The following is a 24,510-nucleotide window of genomic DNA, read 5'->3' as shown; positions in this document are numbered from 1 at the left end:
CGGCAGGGGCCCGTAGGCTCGCGCCAAACGGCTGATCATCGTTTGACATCAGCCGGTTCGCGCCAGCGTCCGGGCCTTAACTTAGCGGTCTTGGCCTAAAGGCTGAACACCAACGCTTGCTGTATCCTGCCGATTGTACCTGCTTCAGGTCGTCACCGTCGGCTGTTCCGGGGTCACTTGCCCGCCGAACACACTGACGACCACTTTCATCAGCACGGTCAGGATGAGCAACCCGAAGGCCCAAATGCCGACGGTGACTTTCCACTCGATCAAGCTGGGCGAATACTCCACGATCTCGTGAAGCGTCGAGGGGATGAATCCCGGAATGATCAGCCCCATGCCTTTTTCGATCCAAATCCCGGCGATGCAACACAGGCAGGCCACGATGCGGACCGTGCTACGTTCCATCGCCGAGGGCATGAAGAAGAGCACTGTGCCGATCAGATTCAGGACGATCGACGACCACATCCAGGGCACCAATCCGCTGTGACCGTGTGCCCCGAAGAACAGGTAGTTGGCCGCCGACACGTGCGCGCCTCCGGTGTAAAAGAGCGTGAAAATCTCGCTGGCGAGCATCACCAAGTTCACTACCATCGCGACGCGGATGATCTGGACCAGCGTCCTGGCCGGCCCGAGCGGTGCGGTGTACCCGGCGGTGACCCGCATCACACGCATCACCAGAATGATGAACGCCGGTCCGCTGACAAATGCCGATGCCAGGAATCGCGGCGCCAGCAGAGCGGTGTTCCAAAACGGTCGCCCGCCCAGTCCGCAGTACAGGAACGCGGTGACGGTATGAATGCTGATCGCCCAAAAGATCGACAAGAACACAAACGGGATGTACCACGTCGGATTGGGCTTTCGTCCCAAGTAACGCATGTAAAGCAAGTAGCCGACGACGTGCAGGTTAATCAGCAGGTATCCGTTCAGCACGATCACGTCCCAGGTCAACATCGACACCGGCCAATTGAACTCGCCGATGCCGGGGATCAGGTGCCAAAAACGATCCGGCCGTCCCAGGTCGACGACCACGCTGAGCGTACACATCACGATCGCGGCGATCGCCACCGTCTCGCCGACGATCACGACCTTGTGCATGTCTTCGTCGTCATACAGGTAGGCCGGAATCACCATCATCACCCCGCCGGCGGCCAATCCGACACAGAACGTGAAATTGGCGATGTACAGCCCCCAGCTGACGTGATCGGTCATGTTGGTCCCGATCATGCCGCCGGCCACTTGGTTCGCCCAGGCGTTGAGTCCGACCAAGGACAACGCTGTCAGGAGAGTCATCCAGGCATAGAACCCGAACGATCCCTCGGTCGCCAGCCACAAGATCCGCTTCAGGAATCGAGGGTAGCTCAGCAGATGGGGCTCATCGCTCCGCTGGTCCTCGCTTGTCGGCAAGGCGGTCGTACTGCTCATGTGATTCCCTGGTTGATTCGCTTATGCAATTGTGTCTCGTGAGTACGACGGCCCTTCCGGGCCGTCGCCCAACGCAACGCGTTGCAGGACGGAGTTACGAAGAGCGTCAAAAGAGCCCCGCGGACGACGGCCCGGAAGGGCCATCGTACTTGTTGATGTGGTTGTCCCAAGCTTGATGTTCCCCAAAGTTCAGACTCCAACAGGCCCAACAAAATGCGGTCAATCGAAGTAGTAAAAGAACGCCGGCTTGGTCCCCAAGTCTTCTTTCAGGATGTAAACCCGTTTGTTCTCCAGGATCCATCGGATGTTGGAATCTGGATCCAGAATGTTTCCGAACACGCGTGCCCCGGTGGGACAGGCTTCCAGACATGCCGGCAACTTGCCGCGACGCGTCCGATGCAAGCAGTAGGTGCACTTTTCCACCACCCCGACCGGACGCAGTCGATTGCTCAAGTAGCTTTGGTCGGGATTGATTTCATCCGCCGGGACATCTGCTTGTTTCCAATTGAAACGCCGGGCGTGGTAGGGGCAGGCCGCTTCGCAATAGCGGCAGCCGATGCACCAGTTGTAATCCACCACGACGATCCCATCCTCTTCTTTCCACGTCGCTTTGACCGGGCAAACGTCAACGCAGGGCGGTTCGTCACACTGTTGGCATTGCACCGGCAAATAAAACTTGTCGTCCTTGGGCACGACGCCACTGTAGGTCGTGTTGCCGTGTTCCATGTCCATTGTGCCCTTGGGCATCTCCAGCACACGGATATACGACTGGTTGGTCGCCCGATCGTGGTTGTTTTCCTTGTGACAGGCTTCGACACACTTGCCGTTGCCGTTACAGACACTCAAATTGATCGCGTAGACGAATTTGGTGCCGGGGATCGGACGGTCGTCCGCGATGTCGACGTCCACCCCGTGCTCCTGCTTGACCTCTGCTTCCAACCGCTCGATGACTTTGCGTTTGTCTTCATCGGTCAACCGCTTGTAGTGCGTCTGCATGAATTCCGACGCCGTCGTCTGCTTGGCGGCTTGACGCAGCGGCGACACGGCGGCGACAAACGCAGCAGCGCCCAGCGTCGCAAACGCCCCTTTGACGGCGGTGCGGCGGCTTGAATTTTGCAGCACCGGCAGCGAGCGATCACCTTGGCCATTCTCCTTCGGCGACGAATCATTCGTGGTCGTCATGCTCTTTTCCAGCCTCCGAAAAGCGGTCACGTGGCTTGAAGCCGACGACCATTTTGGGAAAATGCGGTTCGTGGGGATCGTGGCAATCGATACAGTTGTTCTTGCGCTGTGGACCACGCGACAGGTCCCAATAACCGTTCATTCCGCCATGCGCCCCATGCCGAAACGAAGTGGCCTGGTCGGCGTGGCACTGGGAACACAGCGTCATCACGTCACGGTACTCGACCTTGCTGCCGTCGGCCAACCGCAACGCATCGCTGTGATCGGGGTTGTGGCAAGCGTAACAGGCCAACGTGCCATGATTGAATGTTAACCCCTGATGAAACTCGTCCAACGCCGCGGTGCTGCGGGCCTGGAAATTCGGCTTGCGAACACTGTGGCAAGTCGAACAGGCCACTTTCCCCGATCGGCCTTGCGGATCCGTCGCCGCAAGCTCAATCAACGGCGGTCCTTCCGGACGTCGAATCAAAACCGCATGACGCGACGTCACACCGGAAGCCTCCTGCGGCGCGCTGGATATGCCAGCATTCGATTCGGAGCCCGCCGGAATCGTTGACTGAGCCAAAGCGTCGCGCTGCGTGCGCGAATGGTCGCGCAGCGTTGTGTCATCCAGGCACAGCAACACCATCAGCGCGGCCGTCCCAACGACAGCGGCCGAAACAAGGCTGGCGATTCGCTTCATGCATTTTCTATTGGTGATGAGGTATAACTGACGAGACAGAATGTATACACTGCGGTGCATATTCAACGCCATCCCAGAACAGGAAGCAAGCGAAGTGCCAATCAGCGGATTAGTGATCACTTTCGATCCGGCGTGGGACGATCCCGACGAGACGATTTCACGATTGCGCGAGGAAGCTGCGATCGAAGTCGGCGCGATGGACGATCGGAAGTGCGCGGTCGTTGTTGATACGTCATCCAGGGCCGAGGACAAAAGGATTTACCAGTGGGTACAAGACTTGCCGGGGGTGGCGAGCATTCAAGTTGCGTTTGTCGGCTTTGATGACCAACCGATCTCTTCCTCCTCGACCACCGATCCGGCGGACTGATACTTTTCAAGGAAACACAAATGGATTCCAAGCGACGTGGGTTTCTGAAGTCCGCCGCGATGGCTGCGGCCAGTTCGATGGTGCTAGGCGATGCAACGTTTTCGTTACCGGTGCTGGGCGCCGCCGACGCGCCCACCGATGGCGATGCACTGACATGGAACAAGGCGCCGTGCCGGTTTTGCGGAACCGGTTGTCACGTCCAAGTCGGCGTGCATGACGGCCGAGTCGTCGCGGTTGCCGGCGACAAGGCCGCCGACGTCAACAAGGGTCTGCTATGCGTCAAGGGCTACCATGTCGGCGGAATCCTGTATGGCGAGGATCGGTTGACCAAGCCACTGCTTCGTCAAGACGGAAAACTGGTAACGATCGAGTGGGACGAAGCGATCGACATCATCGCCAAACGCATCATGGAGGCACCGGAGAAGTTTGCTTTCTACGGTAGCGGCCAGTGGACCATCCCCGAAGGTTACGCGGCGCAGAAGTTGATGAAGGGCGGCCTGTCCAACAACCACATCGACCCCAACGCACGGTTGTGCATGGCGTCGGCGGTGACCGGATTCCTGGCCACCTATGGCGTGGACGAACCGGCCGGATGTTACGCCGACTTGGACGCGTGCGATGTCCTGATCACCTGGGGAAACAACCCCGCCGAGATGCATCCGGTGTTGTTCTCGCGTGTCACCGATCGCCGTTCCCGAGGCGAAAAGGTTCGCATCATCGACATTTCCACCCGGCGGACCCGGACCACCGATGCTGCCAACGATTATCTGGAGATGGCCCCCCACGGTGACGTCGCGATCGCGCTTGGCATCATGAACCAGTTGATCGCTTCTGATTCCTACGACAAAGGCTTTGTCGAAAAACATTGCGCGTTTCGATCGCTGGAGTCGGACTCCCCGACATTGCAGGGCGAAGCGATCACCGAAGACGAATTCCGCAAGCGGATCGCGGCCTACACGCCCGAGCGGGTCGAAGAGTTATCCGGAGTTCCGGCGGATCAAATCCGCGTGCTGGGCAAACTGTTCGGCCAGCGCGACCTGCGGATCACCAGTTTGTGGTGCATGGGAATGAACCAACACACCATGGGAACCGCCATCAACTCACTGGTCCACGGCGTCCATCTGCTTAGCGGTCACTTCGGACGCCCCGGCGATGCGCCGACCAGCTTAACCGGCCAGCCTTCGGCCTGCGGGACGGTTCGCGAAGTCGGCACGTTGGCACACGCGTTGCCGGGCGGTCGCTTGGTCGCCAAGCCAGACCACCGTGCCCAGTGCGAAGCATTCTGGAACCTTCCCGAAGGCCGCATCAATGCCACCCCGGGCTACCACACGGTCAAGATGTTCGACCAGTTTACGTTGCCGACCGACGAAGGCGGTGACATCAACACGCTGTTTGTCCAAGTCACCAACCCGGGCCAAACGCTGCCCAATCTGAACAAGCTGTTCAACGACAAGGACGAGCTAAAGGACAAATTCTTGATCGTCTCGGAAGTCTACCCGACGGCAACGACGCAGCTGGCGGATCTGATTCTGCCGGCGTCAATGTGGGTGGAAAAGAACGGGATCTATGGCAACAGCGAACGCCGCACCCAACAGTGGTTCAAGATGGTCGAACCGCCGGGCGAAGCGCGCGACGACACATGGATGACGATCGCGATCGCGCATCGTTTGCTGGAACTCGGGCACGAAGGAATGAAAGACAAAGACGGCGAGTTCATCTTCGCCGTCAAGGATGACCAGGGCCAAGACGTTCCGATTTGGGAATTCGAACACTACTACGACACCAACGTCGACAAACATCTGTTCGAAGAATATCGCCAGTTCACGACGATGAAACACAAGAACCTGGCGCCCTACGACGAGTACGTCAAAGCCCGCGGTCTGCGCTGGCCGGTCGTCCAACAAGACGACGGATCGTGGCGTGAAACCAAGTTCCGTTTCGCCGGCTTCGATGATCCCTTTGTCGCCGAAGGCCAGGAGTTCGACTTCTATCACTCCACGTCCGGCGACGGACGCGCCCAAATCTGGTTCCACGATTACCAGCCTCCGCCGGAGGTTCCCGACGAAGAGTTTCCGATGTGGTTGTGCACCGGGCGTGTTTTGGAGCACTGGCACACCGGAACGATGACCCGACGTCTGCCGCAACTCAACCGCGCGATGCCGACCGCCTATGTGGAAATGAATCTGCAAGACGCCTTGGCGCAGAACATTCGCCAAGGGGAAACGGTGGTGATCGAATCAAGACGCGGCACGACGGAGTTGCCGGTGTGGATCGATGGCCGCGGCCGGCCGCCTCGTGGAACGGTGTTTGTCCCGTTCTTTGACGAAACCAAGCTGATCAACAACTGCACCTTGGACGAACACGACCCGTTCTCCAAACAACCTGATTACAAGAAGTGTGCCGTCCGTGTTCGCAAGCTCGATGGGGCGTCGTCATGAGCGATCAACCAGCGCCCGCGCGGCGGGGACGCCTGACGTCCATCTTTTTGTTTGTGGTGATCGTCGTTTCGGCGATCGGTTACCTGGTCGGACTTTCCGACGGCGTTCCGAAAGCGGACGGAATCCCTGGTGGTCCGATCGCCGCGGTCGCGGAAACGTCCAACACCGACACGTCCGGCAAGGTTGTTGCTGCGGTCAACTATGCCGAGATCCCCGCCACGGCGATGGGGCCGACCGCCGCATTTCAATCCAAGCCGGCTTCCCTGCCGCAACCGCCCGAGTACGATTTGTTCGTCAAAATCGAACCGAGTGAAGCGGACAAAGCCGAATCGAGCCGGATCCGATCGTCACGCCGAGCCTACAACGGCGCCCCACCTGTCATTCCCCACGCGGTCGAAAACACGTCCGACGCGGCCTGTTACGCCTGCCATGGCGGCGGGATCCAAATGGCGGGGATGAAAGCCAGCGTGATGTCACATGTTTACCTGGCCAACTGCACCCAGTGCCATGCACCGCCACCGCCGGCGCCCTTTCAAGACGTTCCCCACGAAGTGGACAACCGCTTCGTCGGCCTGGCGGCGCCCCAAGCCGGCAAGCGCGCCTACCCGGGCGCCCCGCCGACGATCCCGCATTCGCAATGGATGCGGGAAAGCTGTAGCGCCTGTCATGGCGGGCCCAACGGTTGGGCAGGCATGGAATCGACCCACCCTTGGCGGACCATCTGCACCCAATGCCACGCGCCCTCGGCGGTGTTGGATCAAGCGATCCCGACCGAGACGATCCCGATGCTCCCGCCGCTGGACGTGGCGGCGAAGTGAAGTTTATCAACAGGCGATGTCCCGATCGCCTCAAGTAAGGGTTTTGCCTTTATTCGACGGACTGATCCCATGCCGCCACCGGCTGACGACAACCAACCGCGCCGAAAACCGAGGCTCAATCGCCGCGATCTGCTGCAAGGCCGACTGTGGAAACTGGTGCGTTTGCCGGACCGTCCGTCGCTGGTGATGCGATATCCCAAGACGCGTCAGGAAGCGGGCACTTCGGCACCTGAATCAAGCACCGCCCCGCCGCGCAGTATCGGCGGCATCGCGATCGAACCGGTCCGACCGACGGATTTCGATGAAAGCACGCCGGCAAAATCTTTTCCCATCTTTCGGCCACCCGGTGCCGTCGAAGAAAAACAGTTCCTGGCCGGCTGCACCCGCTGCAACGATTGCTCCGACGCTTGCCCGCATGACGCCATCGTCAAAGCCCCTGATCGCTTGGGCCAGGTCGCCGGGACCCCGACCATCGACGCCGATGCCAACGCGTGTCTGATGTGCGACGGCTTTCCCTGCATCACCGCTTGCAAGCCCGGAGTGCTGAATCTCTCACTGCCCAAAACGATCGGCACTGCAAAGATCACCGAGCACCTGTGCTTGGCACATCACTCCACGACCTGCACCGTTTGCAGCGAACGTTGTCCGACCAAAGGCGTGATCGAGGTGACCGATGGGAAACCGACGATCAACGAAGACCGCTGCACGGGCTGTGGCGTCTGCCGTTACGTCTGCCCGGCTCCCGAAAACGCGATCCTATTGATGCCCCTGTTCAACCGTCCGAGCCTTCCCTCATGACCCACCAACCGCCACTGCCAGAGATCCTGCAAGCCGAATGGGGCAGCGACCAGATCATGGCCTTGTTCGCCGATCTGGATGCCGGGACGGAGATCCAACACGTGCAACTGCGGACCGATTCGGACGATGCCGCCGTGACACTGGGCGATGCCGAAGCCGCGTTCGTCCAGGGCACGGCCCGCGCGATCCAAGTCCGCTATCGCTTCGAAGACGAACTGTGGAGTGATACGATTTTGCCGGGTGACCCAACGACCAAAATTATTCGCAGCCGCTTACCCGGTCACGGAACATCGCAATGAGGGCGTTTTCGCCGATATCAGATCGTTGCGTCAGGATGCTCTCGACAAGGTCCAATTTCCGAATCGTCGACCAAGTGATTTCGACTTCAACCACCAGATCCGGCGTGCGAAAGCCTTGGCGGCTTCCGCTACGAACGATGAACGCCTAATTCCGTCCCCAGCGTTTGTCGTTCGGATTCCCGGCGGTCATCAGGTAAGTCAGCAGATCGCGGACTTCGTCGCGGCCCAGTCGATCCAACAAACCTTCGGGCATCTGCGACACCTTGGACGCTTCGATCAACTCGACGCTGTCCGCATCGACTTCCACCGCCTTGGCGTTTTCGTCGATCGGATAAACTGTGAGATCACCGTTTTCTTTCTCGACCACCAAGCCGATCAATACCTGGCCATCATCGGTCAACACCCGTGACGATCCATACTGGTCCGAGATGTCCTTACTGGGATGCACGATCGCTTCGACAAGGTAGCGTTCGTCGAACTTGTTGGGGATGCTGGTCAGGTCGGGTCCGATCGCTCCGCCCAGTCCGCCCAGACGATGGCAGGCGGCGCATTTGGCACTGAAGAACAGTGAACGCCCGCGCTCGAAATTCTTCGGACCGCGACTGGTCGCCAAGGCTTCCTCGACGGTCCACTTCTGGCCGGGACCTTGGGGCTCGACAATCGGAAAATCGGGTTGGGGATTAAAATCTTCGCCGGTGATGTCTTGCAGCGCCACGCGTTCCTGGTTGGAACAATTGGCCAATGCTTCGTCACGGATCCGCGTCAGGTAGCCCGCATAGCTGGCCCCGCCGGATGCTTTGGCGGCTTCGTTGAGAAAGGCGAAGTAGCTGCGACGCTGATCGAGCGTCCAACCGTCTTTTAAGTTCCGCAAAAGGAACGCGTACATGATTTCGCGCGACGGCGGCGTCGACTGGATCAAGTTGTCGATGGCCCTTCCGTAGCCCTTATTGCGACTGGCCAGCTCGGACCACGCCGGCGGTTCGGTCGGCGGGCGGTTATCGATCAGCTTGATCGTCTTGCCGATCACCGACTCGCTTCGCAGATACGTCAACACACGAATCAGTTCGGTGTTGACTTCGGCATCATCGCTGGGCAGCAGCGGATCGAGCTGCGCGATCACCTGCTCGCTTTCGCGTTCGGTCGGTTTACCCAGTCGATCGAAGATCAGCGCGTAGCCGCGGAGCATGCCCAACAACTGGCTCTTGTCTAGCGAATCGGGACGAAGCCCCATCAATCCGACCATGGCACCGGCGCGATGGTACTCGTCGCCCATCCGCGCCAGTGCGACGATGGCCGTGATGCGAGCCTGTGGTTCGGGTTCCAGCACCGCGCGCTCGGCCCATGATTCCAGCGGCTGACTTTCGACCGCGACGCGAGCCGCATGGCGCAGAAACCGATCGCTGCTTGACAGCACCGGCCACGCCGCCGCGATCGCGTCGGGCGACTCAACGCCATGAAACGCTTCCAACGATCGACGCAGCTTGCGAGCCTGTGCCGCGGCGGGATCGGTGTGCGTCGGTTCGACGCGTGAGGCGTCGCCGAGATAACGCACTCGGTACAATCCCGAACCTGTCCCTCGGCCGCCGATGGCAAAGTACAACGTGCCGTCGACACCGATCACGGCATCGGTCAACGGCAGCGGCGAACCGTACACGAACGGTTCGGCGACGCCGCGATAACCCGCGCCGGCGGGTTCCAGGTGAATCGCGTACATGGTTCCGAACGTCCAATCACAGGCAAACAGTGCATCGCGATAGCGGGTCGGAAAATCGGCGTCGGATACGGCGACCAGTCCGGTCGGGGATCCCGGGCCGATGTCGACAACCGGCGGCAGCGAATCTTCGTAGTAACTGGGCCATTTTCCCGATCCGCTGCGCCAACCATAGTCCGCCCCGCTGGCGGCCAAGCAGATTCGGGTCGGGCGATACCAGGGCAAGCCGAGATCCCATTCCATGTCCGCGTCATAGGCAAACAGGTCGTCGTGGCGATTGAGTGCGATGTCATACTGATTGCGAAAGCCGACCGTGCGAACGACTTGCTCTTTCGAATCGACGTCCAGTTCCGTCACCCAGCCTCCGGGCGCCAGGCGACCGCGGGCGTGTCCGTTGGAATCCCACATCCGCGGCAACAGATGCCCTTCGTACCAGGTCGGCACGCGGCTGCGGCGGTGGCTGGCCAACGGCGCCGCATTGCCTCCGTCGAGAAACAGCCCCTCGCCGCCCGGCATCGGCAACACCGCATGGTTGCCGTGCTCTCCGCCGCCGGTCGTCCCTGGATAAGTTTCCGCCGCGTCCAAGCGATCGTCACCGTCGGAATCGGTCAACCGGATCAGGTGTCCGCCGTTGCGATGAAACCACAAACTGTCCTCGGCCCAGTGCAAACCTTGGGCGCCCGAAACGTCGGCCAGCGACCCGATCGAGACCTTTTCGACCAATGGCGAATCTCCTGTCCGCAACGTCAGCCGGTACAATCCGGCGCCGCCTTGGTCACAGGCATACAAACGGCCTTGGGGGTCGGTCGCCAGCGCAACCCAACTGCCTTGCTGCTTCGGCACCGAATAGACTTGTTCGACGACAAACCCCGGCGGTGCAACAATTTCCTGCGGACGAATCACGGTCGCCCCACCGGCACTCCCGGATTCTTGTCCCGGGATTCCCCACGGCCCGGCCCCGATCTGGTCGATGATTTTCGCCGCCGTCCAGTCGGATTCGTCAAATTCAGTGGCGTTCCAATCTTTCGCGGGTGATTCAGATCGCTTCCAGGAGTTGTCGGTCACGATCGAGGTTTCGTTTCCGTCCGATTCGGTGACCGTCAACTTGGCGACCAGCGCCGCAACGCCACCTTCGTTTTGACCGGCGATGGCGATCACGTTCCGCCCGGGCTGAATCAATGGCGTCACATCCTGATCGATCGGCGATTGCCAAGCGTCACTGTTGGCCACTTGCTTTCCGTTGATGAACAGCGTCATGCGGTTATCGCACGTCGCGTACAATCGCGTGTGTTTGGCCGCCGCGGTGATTTGAAATGATTTGCGAAACCAGACCTTTTGATTCGTCGCCGATCGGTCGGCCCAGATCCATTGAGGTTTAGGCGTCTGTTGCAGCCAGGTTTCTGCGTTCGGTTTGGTCACGGCCGCTTGTGTCGCGTCCTTCGTTGCCGCAGCACTGGCCGATGAAGAGGAATCGATCGCCGCTTGCAGCACGCGCCGGGCCTGGTCACCATCGAGAGAACGCAACAACAGGTTTCGGTATTCCGCTTTCATCGCGGGTCCTTGGTGCAATTGCAGTCCCAGTAGACCGCTGCGCCGAGCGTCGGGATGATCGTCGGTCACGTCGACGGTGGTGACGCCGTTGATTTGATGGATCATTCGGTTTCCGACCGCGACGATCACCAATTCATTCCAACGTTCGGTCGCGATATCGCCGAGCGGGGCGAATGCATCGGTCGCATCGGATTTGCCGTCCGCGTTGATCACCACGCGCTGGCCGCCGGTGGCGATGATCCCCCGCCCTGTTTTCTCGCCGTACATCATGCCCATGTAGTCGGGCCGCGGATGCAAATCGGCTTGATAGCCTCGCAGTGCCAACTGATTTTCGTCGGCCAACTCGCTGCGATATTGCACCCCCGAATTGTTGCCTTCGAAACGAACCAGACAACGAAACTCGAAATCGCCGACCGTGCCGCCTTGCCAGATCAAGAACGTATTGGACTTCACTGGGTTCTCTTTGGTCGTTTCCCCGACGATCGCCCCATCGCGGACCGTCCAATAGGGGGCCAGTCCCCTCCACTGCGACAGATCCTTGCCGTTGAAAAGGACTTGGTATCGCGGGCTTTCGCAGCTCCCGATGATCGCGGCCGAAGTGAACAGGCCTAACAGTAAATATCGCAGCAGTCCCATCGGATCCCGTTTCGGTCAGTTGGTCAGTGGTGAATCAATCGGGTCGATCTTAATCGTTTCGACGTGGTGCCGGAGAGCGAATGCGACCATCGGGCGCGGAAAGTCACGCAATCTGTCTGGCCGCCTAGTCCCGAAGCAAGCGTCGGCCCGTTGAAACGGGGGGACGAGGGGAAGGGTGGCAGAATGATGAGGGGCAGAGTGATGAGGTGCGCGGAGGCTGACGCCAAATAAATTTCCGCAAACCGAGTGTAAATGGCGGACCGGGTGCCGTTTGAACGATTATCAAGCTCACGAGCCGTTGCCCACCTCGCCTATCGATTCCATGATCGCCCCCAGCCACTTTCACACCCCGGATGACATCGATGCCAAGCTGATGTTACGGCTCCGCAACGGCGAATGCGACGTGTTTGAGCGACTGGTGCAACGCAATCGAGCGACCGTGCTGCGATTCATTCGCCATTTCCAGACTCCGGGGATTGTCGATCCCGAAGATCTGACGCAGCAGGTTTTTTTGAGGGTCTACAAGTCCCGACACACGTACCAGCCGACCGCCAAATTCTCGAGTTGGCTGTACACCATCACACGCAACGTCGTCTCCAACACCAATCGACAACTGGCCCGGCGGCGTGAAGTGCCACTCCAGCGAATTCCGGACGTCTTTTCCGAGACGCAGTGCACGTTGGATGTTTCTGTCGACTCGGATCCGGCCGTCGAAGTGATTCGCGGCGAGTGCCGAGTGGCGGTCCAGCAAGCGATCAGCCGACTCGGACAGCGCCAGCAAGCAGCGCTGCAACTGGTGCACTTCCACGGCTACAGCTACCTGGCCGCGGCGCAGGAATTGATGCTTTCCGAGATGGCTCTGAAGTCACTCGTTCAGCGGGCACGCGCGGGGCTGAAAAAAACGCTCCAAAAGGAACATGGGGAAGAGATAGACGATATGCTGAGGACTTGTATCCCGTATCGCAGAAGCACGTTCGCACTGAAACGATCGTGATGGTCGTTGTGGCGTGATCCCCCCTCCATTCCCCGCCCCCGCTTCACCTGTGCTGCTGCGCGGAGTCTCCGAATCGAACGTCAATCGAGCCCCACAAAAATGATCCGTAACCTGACTTGCATTGCGATCCTCACCGTCCTGGCAGTGCCGCCATTTTCTTTCGCCGAAGACAACTGGCCGACGTTTCGTGGTGCGGATCGAACCGGCGTTTCCAGCGACACCGGATTGCTGGACCGGTGGCCCGAAGATGGCCCCAAATTGGTCTGGACCGCCGAAGGTGCCGGGCGGGGCTACGCGAGTGTCGCGATCGCCGACGGGAAACTGTTCACCCTGGGCGATGGCCTTTCCACCGCTGATGACGACGACGAATACCTGGTGTGCTTCGACCAAAAGACCGGACGGCAACTCTGGAAAAGCAAAACGGGCGTCCCTTGGAACAGCGGCAAAGAATCTTGGCAGAGTTCACGTAGCACACCGACCGTCGACGGAGACCGCGTCTATGTCGTCACCGCGTTTGGCGAATTGATCTGCTTCAGCACCGCCGGCCAGGAGCAGTGGCGGCGGCACCTGAAAGACGATCTTGGCGGCAAGAAAGCCGACGGCTGGGGCTACAGTGAATCCGTCCTGATCGACGGCGACAAGCTGATCTGCACCCCCGGTGGCCCCCAGTGCACCATGGCGGCACTCGACAAAGCGACCGGCGAAACCCTGTGGACGACCGCGCGTGAGGAGGATCGTGGCGCCGGGCACGCATCGGTCGTCATCGCTGACGTCGAGGGCACAAAAGTCTACGTCCAGACGACCGGCAGCGGCGCCCTGGGCGTGCGTGCCGACGACGGAGAACTGCTGTGGTCCTACGAGATCCAACGCACCACCGCCGTGATCCCCACCCCGATCGTCAGGGGCGACCTGGTCTTCTTTTCCGCCGGCTACGGCACCGGCGGCGCGCTGCTGCGCCAAGTCGCCCAGGGAGACGGTGTGACGGTCGACGAGATCTATCCGCCCAATCCCAAGCTGGGCAACAAACACGGCGGCATCGTGCTGGTGGGCGACTACCTGTACGGCGATTCGGATGACCAAGGCGTCCCGTTCTGTGCCGAACTGATGACCGGCGAAACCGAGTGGAAATCCCGCGGCTCGGGCAAGAAGTCGGCCAGCGTCACCGCCGCCGACGGAAAACTGTTCATCCGCTACAGCGACGGTACCGTCGTGCTGGTGCCTGCCTCGCCCGAAGAATACGACGAGCAAGGCAGTTTTAAAGTCCCCGACAGTGGCGAGCGTCCCAGCTGGGCACACCCCGTCGTCGTCGGCGGAAAACTGTACCTCCGCGAAGGCGACAAGGTGTTCTGCTACGACGTCAATGCGTAGCCAAGGCGGACCGGTGAGCTACTGCGGCAGGACTTCGAACGTCGCCGCGTAGCTCAGGTAACGCGATGTCGCCTGGGGAACCGACGTTTCCTTGTCCTCCGTGCTGGTTTCCAGCCAGTACATGCCGGGTTCGGACCAGGTCACGCTGAACTCGCCGTTGGCATCCGTCGTCAGGTGCACTTCATCTTGTGCATCACGATAGCGGGTGCCTCCGCGGATGAGTTCGATCTCCAATCCCTTGGCCGGCTTGCCATTGACCAGCAGACGAAACGTCGATTCTTCCCCCACGTAAAGATCGTTGGGGTGAGAGACCGGAACGAGTTCGACGCCCTTGCCGGTGGGCTTGAGTGCTTCGTCGGTCGGCGCGCCGTTGGTGACAAATGTTTCGATCCGTCCGAGTCGCTCGGTCACCCGCAGATTCGTCGCGTCGGCGGGAATCTCTTTTTCGAGCGATTCGATGGAGCCTCGGAAACGTCGTCGCTGGCCGCCCTGTTCATAGCTGGCGAAGACGCCCCCATTGACGATGGCGATCCGGTAGGTGCCCTGCTGATGCAGCGGCACATCGAAAACGCTGCGGTACTTGCCGACCGATTGGTTTTCGCCTTCGACCTGGTTTCCGTCGGGAGCGGTGATGACCAGGCCATCCAGCCCCAACGGGAAGTGATTGAAGTAAAACAGGTCGTTCGACACCGCGGCGTCGACCGTCACCCAAGGTTCAGCGCCGGACAATTGAGTTTGCGAGGGACGCAGCCAAACCTTGTGCGCAAATCCGGTGGTGCCGATGACGGCGACGGCGAGCGCGGAAAGAAGGAATCGAGTCATCAAGTTTCTCCAGGAAAGGTGGTGGTGGAAGGTTCAACGGATCGTGAGCGAGACGTCACCGAGTTCGGTTTCGCCGGATTGGGTTTGGGTGGACGTTTTGGTCGGGGGCCATGAGAACGGGATCTGCACCATTTCACGCCCGCCGACTTCGCGGGCGGCTTCGACGACCAACTCGTAGTCACCGCGCCGCATGTTTGCGAATCGTTTTTCGTCACCGGTGAACTGCAACGTGTGCTCTCCGGCCGGGCGAGTTGCCCCCGAAACGCCATCGACGGGATGATCGAGGCTGCGGCCGCTGCGTCGCCACCACTGCCGAAGATCGGGAAGCCACTTGGTTCCCTCGTCTTTGTTGTTGCCTCGGATCTGGTACCAAACCGCCAGATTCGCGACGACCTTGCGGTTTTTGTCCTGAATCCAAACCGCGACGTAGGGCCGGTGATACTCCGAAACGTTCAGCCGAGGAATGTTGACAGAGACTTCGATCCGGGGCGGGGGATCGTCGGCCGAGACCGAGGAAACTGCCACAGACATCAGCGCGAGTAGAAAGAGCTGTTTCATTGGGACTCTCAGTGAATGTAAATCAAGATCAAAATCCAGGGAGCGATCAGACCGAGACCGACCAGGGGCCAAGTCGATCGGCGTTTGTCGGCGCGTTCGTACAGCAACAACAAGCCGGTCAAGCAGAACACCAGCGTCGCGACGGCGAACACATCCAGAAACCAGACCCATGCCGTTGGCGTATGACGCGCCTTGTGTAAATCATTGAAGTAGGCGACCCAGCCCCGGCTGGTCGATTCGTACTCAACCGCTCCGCTGGCCCGATCGATCGCGATCCAGGCATCGCTTCCGGGGCCTTGCATCGACAGGTAAACCTCGTCCTCGGACCATTCCGCGTCGCGGCCGGAGGTGGAAACGGACAACCGGCGCTTCAGCCACGCCGTTAGCTCCGCAGGCAGCGGAGCCGTTTCCTCGTGACTTTGATCGCGAAGGACTTGCTGCAGATTCGCCGGCAAATCAGCGGTGTGGTTCTCGATTACCGGCTCGGCTTCGATTTGACGGGCGTGGTTGAGCGTGATGCCGGTGATGGCAAACAACACCATCCCGATCAAGCTGATCGCGGAACTCATCCAGTGCGAGTGGATCAGGAACCGCAACCAGATCGATCGACGACTGCGTTTTCGCTTACGAGCCGTTGTCGCCGATGTGCTCATTGCGTCGACACCGTCTCCACTTCATTCCCCTTGCGAGTCCAGGTCGCATGCCAGATCTCGCGGTCGATCGAGTCAGTGATGAAATGCACGCTGCCGTCGGCAAACACCGCCATCACGCCGCCGGTGTGGTGACTACGTGCGGAGTTGATCTTGGAGGAACGATACGTGAAGTCGGGAACGCGGGAGTTGGGCGGCATGCGGCCGATCACCAACGGACCATTGGGCACGGTGCCGCGAAGCCAATACTCATGCCGGCCACCATCCCAATCGGTCGTCGCGTTGAAGATCGTGTCGAAGTCGTCGGAGTCGATTTCGTCCAAGTAGCTGCTCGGATTCATCGCGGTGCGATAGCTTTGGGAGGTGATGCGGTTATTCGGCAAGACCGACATGTTGCCACCGGGTCCGCGGATCGTCTCGGCGAACACCAGCGTGTTGCTGGTGCCGTCCAAGATCGACGCGAAACGGATTTCGGCGTTTGCCCAGCACAGCCCGTCGCCTTCATAGACAGGGTGGAAGTTTCCATCCATGCCGCTGCCGTGATTCATGCCGTAATTGGTTCCGGCGATCGGAATCTCCGCCCCCGAAGGCATCGTCAACATGTGCGTGGGCGCTTCGGGGTCACTCGGGCACAGGAATGTCGGGACGACCGTGCGGGCCGCTTCGTGCAGTTTTTGCGGCAGATCATCGCGGCCCGGATGGCCCATCTGGATGTCAAAGTCGATCAGATTGATCAGATTCTGTTGCTCCAAGAACGGCAGCAATTTGGCCTGGGGCGAGTAATCATTCAGGTAGCGAATCCCGTTGTATCCGGCATTGGGAAAACGCCCCTTGTAGGTCGAGGCATAGTTCTGCAGCCCCAGTCCGATCTGTTTCATGTTGTTGCTGCACGACATCCGCCGCGCCGCCTCGCGGGCCGCTTGGACGGCCGGCAACAGCAGGCCGACCAGGATGCCGATGATGGCGATCACGACCAGCAATTCGACCAAGGTGAACGCCTCGCGCCGTCGACGGGACGTCCGTGACGGCGTCGCCCCCGGTCGCCCTGCCACGTCCGATGAAGTGTCTGCTCCGTCCGATGAAGCGGGCGTGAGTTTGCTCTGAAGCAACGCGGCTGGCAGGAGAGTCGAGCGACGCGAAGGGCGGTCGAACATCAAATCACCAAACGAACCACCGTCCCCTGGGGGGGCGGGGACGACCGGATGTGAAATCAATGCGAGGGCCGGAAAGCACGGCATAATAGGGCTCCGAATCTGGGTCAGGCACAGCGAGGGGGATCCCACAAAGGGATCCGGCTCGGAAAACGGTTTCCCGAGCGGGGCGAGCGTGGCTGGCTAGCGGTCCAGAAGAGAGCGCGTCGCTGGCTGTGAATCCGCATGCAAGATGCTATTGCGAATCAATCGCAAGAATCATAGCCGCAATCGATTTACCTGCAAGAGGCCCCCGGGGAAAGCGCCGGGCGGCGTCAACCTCGCCCCCGTTTCGCTCTCCGGCGATCCAGGATGGTCACGCGACGACCAGCTGCGCTGGCCGATGGAACGCCACTCCATCCGCGTGCATTGATTCGGCGGCAAGGTTTTCGGCGTGGAAACTCGCTGGCCCCTCGATCTCCGCCGCGAACTGCCGGCATCGGCCTCTGTGGTGCCACGCGATCGGCACACGTTTTGCAAATCGCGAGGAGCCTTGTTTTCTACCTCACTCAACCTCAACAGGTAACCACGAAATGACTAAGACTCACTCTCTCACGCTGGCTCTTTGCGGAGCCATGTCCATGGTGGGTGCTAGCTCGATCCACGCTCAAACCGAACGTGCACTCGAACGACGGGCCGACCGACTGGAACGTCGCGCTGAACGTCGAATGGAACGGGCCAGCTACTTTACGCAGCAGGCTTGGCAAGAACTTAATCCATGGATTCGCAGCAACGGTGTGGACCCGCAATGGGCGTTCAATCGTGCCGCCCGCGCGATGAACAACGCGGCGGTGGCTGAAAACCGCGCCGCGGCAAATGAAATCGCCAGCGATCGCGCCGCTGCGGTCGACGGCCGGTTCGATGTCGATGTCTCCTCGCAAGCGGGGACACGATCCGATTGGTACGGTTTCCGCAACAACGCCCCGGCGACCGCGTGGTTCTACGACTACTACACGATCGTTCCGTCCTACACCTACCCGACGGTCGTCGAGACCCAGACGCTCACTTCCCCGATTGAAGAATCGCGTCCAAAAGCATCCACAACCGGCGTCGTCGGGGCGGTGGAATCGGTCACCGTCGAAGGCGAAGTGGTCGCGTTGAAACAGTCGCGCGTCGGCGGCAAGGAGCACCTGATTGCCAAGCTTGATCTCCGCAGCGGGGCGCCATCGGTTGACGGCGTCGACCTGGGACCGGTCGACCGTGCGAACCAACTGGGGCTGACGGTCGGCGCCAACGTCAAGGCCACTGGCTGGACCGAACAGATCGGCGAGAAGCAACTGCTAGTCGCCAATTCGGCCACCAACGGCGATCAAGTCCTCCGCATCGATCGGAGCTTCGAAGAATCGATTGAGGCGACGGTCATCGACCTGAAAGAGGTGCAATTCGACTACGGCCCGAAGTACATCGCGATTGTCGAAAGTGATGGTTCCCGAATGCTGGTCGACTTGGGACCGGTGTCGACGTTTGATTCCCGAATCACTCCGAAGTCGACGATCACGATCGTCGGCACTCCGGTTCGCTCCAACGACCAGATCCTGATGGTGGCGAAGTCGATCGCAATCGACGGCACCGTGATCGAGCTTCGCTAAATCGAGAAACGAAGCGCCGCTCATCGGCCACCGCCGGCCTGCACGCCTTCGGTGGCCGAATCGGCCAGACACCAACGCATCCGTTTGGCAAAATCCATTTGGAATGCGGCCCGGTGGCGGCTGACGGTCGACCGCGGGTCAAACGAATCAGTCGCCGGCAGATCACGATACCATCCGTCGGCTTGTCGTTGGAAGCGGCCGCCCCAACCCGGCTTGGTCGGATCGGCCGGATCATTGCCTCCGGTCGGCAAGAAGAAAAACCACGACGGCGTGTCACCTTCCTTCATGCAGCTGTGTGGATTGGGAGCCGTCCACGTTTTCGTCGGGTACAGCGCACCGAGCGGGCCGCGGGATCGAACGTTCTCATCGATCCAACCGCGGCTGGTCAGGGATTCATCGCCGGTCAGATACATGCCGCGAAAAGTCGCCTTGCGTTTATCTTGTCCCTCGGGCGCGCGATTCAGGATGTAGTGCATGCCCGGAAATGACTCGCACATCCACGACGCAATTCCGTCCTGATCGGCGATGTCATAGACCCGCAGCTTGGCGACAAACGCTGCCAGCCCGTCCGCGCCGCGGTCGTGCTTGACCCGCCACAACGCTTGGGCGAGGTCCGTTTGGCCACCCCAGATCGCAATGTTCAGCGGTCGATCAGGTGTGCCGTCGTCGACGCGTTCGATCAGCCACGCGGATCCGTCGGTGTCATGCCCTTGGCCGATCGCCTCTCGCCCACGAAAACGATTGCCCGACCGGACGACCCGCCGCAGTTGCTCCGCCTCGGGCCATCGGTCGGCGTGACGCGCAAGATTCGGACGCACGATCTGATAGGCATCGATAACGTCCAGAATCAAATCGGTTCGTGTGACCGATTGCTTCAATTCGCCCGGTGTCCCCGATGCGCTGGCGATCAACGCTTCGATCTCAAATTCGTTGGCATAGACCATCAACCGAACCAGTGATTGAGTGTCGTCGGGATCGCCACCGATGTCCGTCAAAACCGCCAGTCGTGGACGTTCATCGGCACCGGCCGCATCGAATGAGAGAACAAGCAACCCGAACACAATCAGAACACCGCGTCGTGTCATGCACATCATCGAAGATCCTTTCAACAATCCTTCCCACCGTGCCGGATACATCTTTCATCCCCTTGCAACGCAACAAGCCACTCGTCGCCCCACGCAAACTTCATGGGCCTCTGATGGACAATGATAGCGATTGCACCTCTGCTCCGGGTGCAATCCGGCGATCGTGCAGGTCGAAATCAATTCTTCGGCGCATCGTTTGCATCGGTGGACGCTTTCGTCTGGTTTGAATTCACGCATCGTTTCGACGCGTTTGATGACTTCAAATAGGAGACTGCTCGACCGCCTATTTCATCCTTCCACAGCGGAGGAAACCGCAAGGGCTAGCGATCGTGCGTATCGTCGACTTCGGCGTCGCAAGCGGTGTGTCAAAAAACCTCCCGGCGGTAGTGAACAAAAAAAGAGCTCGGCGACAAACCAAGCTGACACAAAACCAGCCAGCGTGCTCGTTCATTGACGTAGCCTGACTGGTTCCAAGGGCAAGAATCGCAACCGTCTTATTTTCGGAGACTCCGATGTCACGACTGACCGCATTCGGATTTGTCATTGTCGACGCAGTTCTCAGCTTGGCGACGATCGTTCAATCAACATTGACACTCGCGATCGTTCTGCTGTCGGTACTCGGCTCACTCGGACTCGCATTCCTGTCCGGCGCGGTGCAATCTCTACTTTGGCCAAAATATTTCTGGGACGACAACGGGGATCAACATGCTGTCTGATTCGCCCGCGATGATTCAGCAGCCGGTCGACGCACTGCGCGGTGCGAAGACGTACGCTGAAGCGACCGAGACGCCGGAGTTGATCGAGACGCACATCTCCTATGTTTTCTTGACGGATTCGCATGTCTACAAGTTGAAGAAACCGGTGGACCTCGGCTTTCTGGATTATTCGACGCTGGAGAATCGGGAACGGGCCTGCCGTGCGGAAGTTAAACTCAACCGGCGACTGGCGCCCGATGTCTACCTGGACGTCGTGTCGATCGGTCGTCACCGCTGCGGTCGCTGGATGATCGGCGGCGACGCACCGGCTGAAGATTGGCTGGTTAAAATGCGGCGGTTGCCCGAAGACCGATGCCTGAAACAACTTGTCCTTGTTGGCCAGTCCGACAAACGGCATGCCGAAGACATCGCGTCCATGCTCGGTGCCTTCTACCGCGGTTTGCCTGCGGTGGAAATGCCGAATTACGTGGACCGCTACCGCGAACACATCGTTGACAATGGTGGCGAACTGGTGGCGCGGCGACACGAGTTACCCGGTGAATTGATCCACCGCGTTCAAGCGGCACAACTTCAGTTTCTGTTTCAACATGGTGACGAGATCCTAAAAAAGCGAGTCACCGACGGACACATCGTCGAAGGCCATGGTGATTTGCGTGCCGAGCACGTTTACATGACCGATCCGCCCGTGGTGATCGACGGGATCGAATTCAGCCGCGAACTTCGATTGGTCGACACGGCGGATGAATTGTGTTTCTTTGCGACCACATGCGATCACTTGAACGCCCATGACCTGGGCGAACGCGTGTTGAAGCGTGTCTGTGATCACTTGGATGATTCACCGGACAAACGACTACTCGACTTCTATCGCACCTATCGGGCGTGCGTGAGAGCAAAGGTTGCCGCGCTGCGAACCGACCAGACGACGGGCAACGCGGAGCACAACGCGCATCACCGAGCGATGGAGTTGCTGAAACTCGCCGACCAATACGCCCGTCGCCTCGACGATCCACTCGCATTGATCGTTCGTGGACTCAGCGGCACAGGGAAAACGACGCTGGCCGAGCGGATCGCCGATTCGATCGGTGCAGCTCACCTGGCGACAGATCAGATTCGTCGCGCTTGTTTCGATGGCGACAACGCGAATTACGATGTTGAATCTCGCCGCTTGGTTTATCAGAAAATGTTCCGACAAGGCGAACAGCAACTCCAAACGCGATGCCCGGTCGTTCTGGATGGTACCTTTCTGGCCCCCGAACTGCTGCGAGAAGCGATAGACCGACTTCACGACGCGGGTGGCAACGTGGTGACGGTGACGTGTGCTTGCCCCGATGACGTCGCCATCGATCGGATTCGCCGACGGGAGCGACAAGGCGATTCGTTTTCGGAAGCCGACCAGACCATCTATCGCAGGCAGCGCAGCGAGTCTGCGGACTTCCCGGCAAATCTGCGCGGGATAGTGCTCGACACCACAAACCGCGTCGAAGAGAATATCAAGATGCTCACCGCGATAATCTAAGGATGCAGCGTCATGGCTTCAAGCATCACCCATCAACTGATTGAAAGCCATTTGGTTTCCGGTTCGCCGGATCCGGACAGTGAAATCGGACTGCGAATCGATCAGACATTGACACAGGACGCGACCGGGACGCTGGTCATGCTTGAACTCGAAGCGATGGGGTTGGACCGCGCGAAAACGGACGTGTCGGTTCAATACGTCGATCACAACTTGCTGCAAGAAGACCATAAAAACCCGGACGACCATCTCTTTTTGGAAAGTGCCGCAGAGCGATTCGGACTTTGGTTCAGCCGCCCCGGCAATGGCGTCAGCCACCCGCTTCACCAGGAGCGTTTCGGCAAGCCCGGTGCGACGCTACTCGGTTCTGACTCGCACACCTGCGCCGCCGGCGCGCTGGGTATGTTGGCGATCGGGGCGGGCGGACTGGAAGTCGCAATGGCGATCGCCGGAGAGCCGATGTTTGTCAAAATGCCGCGTGTCTGGAACGTGCGTTTGGAAGGTGAGTTGCCCGATTGGGTCAGCGCCAAAGACATCATCTTGGAGCTGTTGCGACGACACGACGTCAAAGGCGGCGTGGGTTGGATTCTGGAGTACAGCGGCGAGGGGCTCAGTGGATTGTCGGCAATGGATCGGCACGTGATCGCCAACATGGGCGCCGAATTGGGCGCGACGGCCAGCGTGTTTCCTTCGGACGAACAAACGCGGCGTTTCTTGCGGTCCCAGAGACGTGAGCAGGATTGGATCGAAATCTCTGCCGAACCGGGGGTGCATTACGATCGCGAAGACGTCATCGAATTGTCCACGCTCGAACCGTTGATCGCGCTTCCCACCAGTCCTGGGAACGTGGTCCCGGTTCGCGAAGTCGCCGGCAAGCCGATCTATCAAGCCTACGTCGGATCCAGTGCCAATCCCGGTTACCGTGATTTTGCGGTCGTTGCGGAAATGGTCTCCGGACGCCGCGTCGCCGACGGCGTTTCGTTGGACATCAACCCGACCTCGCGACAGATCTTGCAAAACCTCGCCCGCGACGGTCACGTGCTTTCCTTGCTGCAGGCCGGTGCACGACTTCACCAGGCGGGTTGCAACGGATGCATCGGGATGGGGCAAGCACCGGCGACCAACCGCATCAGCCTGCGAACCGTCCCCCGCAATTTCCCCGGACGCAGCGGCACCCGCGAAGACGCCGTGCATTTGTGCAGTCCCGAAACCGCCGCCGCATCGGCCCTGACCGGCAAAATCACCGATCCACGCGAGATGGACGGGCGCTATCCCAGAATTGAAGATCCTGATAAGCCGATCATCAACACCGATCAGTTCACTCCACCGCCGAGCTCTTCTGCTGGAGAACAGGTCGACTTGGTCAAAGGCCCGAACATCAAGTCGCTGCCCGAATTCCAACCGCTTGCCGATTCGCTGCAGGTGAAGATCCTGCTGTCGGTCGGCGACAACGTGTCCACCGACGAAATCATGCCGGCCGGAGCCCGCGTGTTGCCGTTCCGCAGCAACATTGCCCGCATCGCCGATTACACCTACATCGACGTGGATCCATCCTACGTCGATCGAGCCAAAGCCCACGAGGGCGTGCACGCGATCGTCGGCGGTGTCAACTACGGCCAGGGTTCCAGCCGAGAACATGCAGCGATCGCTCCACACTCTCTCGGCTTACGACTGGTCATCGCCGAAAGTTTTGCACGAATTCACTGGCAGAACCTGATCAACTTTGGCATTCTGCCACTCACGATCGAATCCGCACGGGAGCACTTCCAATCCGATGACGTGTTATCGATCGACCAGCCGGCGAAACAACTTCGCGCCGGGATCGATGTCACCGTCATCAATCAAACTCGATCAACTCGCCTGACTGCCCATCATGGCCTCTCGCAGCGACAACAAGACGTGCTGATCGCCGGTGGGCTGATCCCTTGGATGCGATCGAGAATCTAGGCGTGCGGCTTCGAGGTGCATGCGGCCTGTTGAAATAATCGCAACCGAAACGATCGTGAGCCGATGGCGCTAGCCACGGGCCTCGAAGGGTGATGCTGGCACCGCTAGGCCCGCGGCTAGCGCCGTCGGCTCACTCAATCAACAGGCCGCCCCCCCTTTCGCGATCGAATT

Annotated in this window: 20 protein-coding genes; 11 read left to right on the top strand and 9 right to left on the bottom strand. The window is 59.8% G+C overall.

Annotated features, from left to right (window positions below; all coding sequences use genetic code 11):
- Positions 1-144 precede the first annotated feature (144 nt).
- From dsrP to Mal15_RS26060, 3 genes are all read right to left on the bottom strand, one after another.
- The gene (gene dsrP / locus Mal15_RS26070) at positions 145-1,425 is read right to left on the bottom strand and encodes a sulfate reduction electron transfer complex DsrMKJOP subunit DsrP (RefSeq protein WP_147870433.1); all 1,281 of its coding nucleotides are present in this window, start codon (positions 1,423-1,425) and stop codon (positions 145-147) included.
- Positions 1,426-1,644: 219 nt separating this feature from the next.
- Complete coding sequence (locus Mal15_RS26065; RefSeq protein WP_147870432.1) at positions 1,645-2,607, bottom strand: 4Fe-4S dicluster domain-containing protein; 963 nt, start codon at positions 2,605-2,607, stop codon at positions 1,645-1,647.
- Positions 2,591-3,289 (bottom strand): cytochrome c3 family protein, encoded by a 699-nt coding sequence (locus tag Mal15_RS26060; protein WP_147870431.1) that lies wholly within the window; start codon positions 3,287-3,289, stop codon positions 2,591-2,593. Before Mal15_RS26060 ends, Mal15_RS26065 begins: the two co-directional genes overlap by 17 nt.
- Before the next feature lie 40 nt (positions 3,290-3,329).
- On the opposite strand from Mal15_RS26060, the gene Mal15_RS26055 reads away from it, so the two are divergent.
- From Mal15_RS26055 to Mal15_RS26035, 5 genes are all read left to right on the top strand, one after another.
- Positions 3,330-3,656, top strand: a complete 327-nt coding sequence (locus Mal15_RS26055) for a chaperone NapD (protein ID WP_147870430.1) — start codon at positions 3,330-3,332, stop codon at positions 3,654-3,656.
- 20 nt (positions 3,657-3,676) lie between these two features.
- Positions 3,677-6,094 (top strand): molybdopterin-dependent oxidoreductase, encoded by a 2,418-nt coding sequence (locus Mal15_RS26050; RefSeq protein ID WP_147870429.1) that lies wholly within the window; start codon positions 3,677-3,679, stop codon positions 6,092-6,094.
- Positions 6,091-6,912: a diheme cytochrome c precursor gene (locus tag Mal15_RS26045; protein ID WP_147870428.1), complete on the top strand. Its 822-nt coding sequence runs from the start codon at positions 6,091-6,093 to the stop codon at positions 6,910-6,912. Before Mal15_RS26050 ends, Mal15_RS26045 begins: the two co-directional genes overlap by 4 nt.
- A gap of 69 nt (positions 6,913-6,981) precedes the next feature.
- The gene (locus tag Mal15_RS26040) at positions 6,982-7,710 is read left to right on the top strand and encodes a 4Fe-4S dicluster domain-containing protein (protein WP_147870427.1); all 729 of its coding nucleotides are present in this window, start codon (positions 6,982-6,984) and stop codon (positions 7,708-7,710) included.
- On the top strand, positions 7,707-8,009 hold the full coding sequence (locus Mal15_RS26035) for a hypothetical protein (RefSeq protein ID WP_147870426.1): 303 nt from the start codon (positions 7,707-7,709) through the stop codon (positions 8,007-8,009). The genes Mal15_RS26040 and Mal15_RS26035 overlap by 4 nt, the downstream gene beginning before the upstream one ends.
- Before the next feature lie 145 nt (positions 8,010-8,154).
- On the opposite strand, the gene Mal15_RS26030 is transcribed toward Mal15_RS26035, so the two are convergent.
- Positions 8,155-11,907: a family 16 glycoside hydrolase gene (locus Mal15_RS26030; RefSeq protein ID WP_147870425.1), complete on the bottom strand. Its 3,753-nt coding sequence runs from the start codon at positions 11,905-11,907 to the stop codon at positions 8,155-8,157.
- 298 nt (positions 11,908-12,205) lie between these two features.
- Here Mal15_RS26030 and Mal15_RS26025 point away from each other — a divergent pair, with 298 nt between their 5' ends.
- Together Mal15_RS26025 and Mal15_RS26020 are read left to right on the top strand one after the other, a co-directional pair.
- Positions 12,206-12,901, top strand: coding sequence for an RNA polymerase sigma factor (locus Mal15_RS26025; protein WP_147870424.1), 696 nt, complete (start codon positions 12,206-12,208; stop codon positions 12,899-12,901).
- A 99-nt stretch (positions 12,902-13,000) separates the two neighbouring features.
- Positions 13,001-14,269 (top strand): PQQ-binding-like beta-propeller repeat protein, encoded by a 1,269-nt coding sequence (locus Mal15_RS26020; RefSeq protein WP_147870423.1) that lies wholly within the window; start codon positions 13,001-13,003, stop codon positions 14,267-14,269.
- An 18-nt stretch (positions 14,270-14,287) separates the two neighbouring features.
- On the opposite strand, the gene Mal15_RS26015 is transcribed toward Mal15_RS26020, so the two are convergent.
- From Mal15_RS26015 to Mal15_RS26000, 4 genes are read right to left on the bottom strand one after another with little or no spacing between them, the layout of a single operon-like run.
- The gene (locus tag Mal15_RS26015) at positions 14,288-15,091 is read right to left on the bottom strand and encodes a DUF4198 domain-containing protein (protein ID WP_147870422.1); all 804 of its coding nucleotides are present in this window, start codon (positions 15,089-15,091) and stop codon (positions 14,288-14,290) included.
- Between the two features lie 33 nt (positions 15,092-15,124).
- Complete coding sequence (locus Mal15_RS26010) at positions 15,125-15,649, bottom strand: DUF2271 domain-containing protein (RefSeq protein ID WP_147870421.1); 525 nt, start codon at positions 15,647-15,649, stop codon at positions 15,125-15,127.
- Positions 15,650-15,657: 8 nt separating this feature from the next.
- Complete coding sequence (locus Mal15_RS26005; RefSeq protein ID WP_147870420.1) at positions 15,658-16,302, bottom strand: PepSY-associated TM helix domain-containing protein; 645 nt, start codon at positions 16,300-16,302, stop codon at positions 15,658-15,660.
- On the bottom strand, positions 16,299-17,351 hold the full coding sequence (locus Mal15_RS26000) for a DUF1559 family PulG-like putative transporter (RefSeq protein WP_233903578.1): 1,053 nt from the start codon (positions 17,349-17,351) through the stop codon (positions 16,299-16,301). The genes Mal15_RS26005 and Mal15_RS26000 overlap by 4 nt, the downstream gene beginning before the upstream one ends.
- Before the next feature lie 719 nt (positions 17,352-18,070).
- On the opposite strand from Mal15_RS26000, the gene Mal15_RS25995 reads away from it, so the two are divergent.
- Entirely contained in the window at positions 18,071-19,078 is a 1,008-nt protein-coding gene (locus Mal15_RS25995) for a hypothetical protein (RefSeq protein ID WP_147870418.1), read from the top strand.
- Between the two features lie 20 nt (positions 19,079-19,098).
- Here Mal15_RS25995 and Mal15_RS25990 read toward each other — a convergent pair whose 3' ends face one another.
- Positions 19,099-20,163: a DUF1593 domain-containing protein gene (locus Mal15_RS25990; RefSeq protein WP_233903037.1), complete on the bottom strand. Its 1,065-nt coding sequence runs from the start codon at positions 20,161-20,163 to the stop codon at positions 19,099-19,101.
- A 512-nt stretch (positions 20,164-20,675) separates the two neighbouring features.
- Between Mal15_RS25990 and Mal15_RS25985 the strand changes: the two genes are divergently transcribed.
- Genes Mal15_RS25985 through Mal15_RS25975 form a run of 3 tightly spaced genes read left to right on the top strand, consistent with a single transcriptional unit; the run spans position 20,676 to position 24,339 of the window.
- Positions 20,676-20,879 carry a hypothetical protein gene (locus Mal15_RS25985; protein ID WP_147870416.1) on the top strand — a complete coding sequence of 68 codons (204 nt, stop codon included), beginning with the start codon at positions 20,676-20,678 and terminating at the stop codon, positions 20,877-20,879.
- Positions 20,869-22,395: a bifunctional aminoglycoside phosphotransferase/ATP-binding protein gene (locus Mal15_RS25980; RefSeq protein WP_147870415.1), complete on the top strand. Its 1,527-nt coding sequence runs from the start codon at positions 20,869-20,871 to the stop codon at positions 22,393-22,395. The genes Mal15_RS25985 and Mal15_RS25980 overlap by 11 nt, the downstream gene beginning before the upstream one ends.
- Before the next feature lie 12 nt (positions 22,396-22,407).
- Positions 22,408-24,339 (top strand): aconitate hydratase, encoded by a 1,932-nt coding sequence (locus Mal15_RS25975; RefSeq protein WP_147870414.1) that lies wholly within the window; start codon positions 22,408-22,410, stop codon positions 24,337-24,339.
- The last annotated feature ends 171 nt before the right edge of the window (positions 24,340-24,510 follow it).

It is taken from the genome of Stieleria maiorica, from assembly GCF_008035925.1.
In the GTDB taxonomy this organism is placed as follows: Bacteria; Planctomycetota; Planctomycetia; order Pirellulales; family Pirellulaceae; genus Stieleria; species Stieleria maiorica.
The sequence above is the reverse complement of the archived record's forward strand: the minus strand, read 5'-3'. Positions and strand labels throughout refer to the sequence as shown.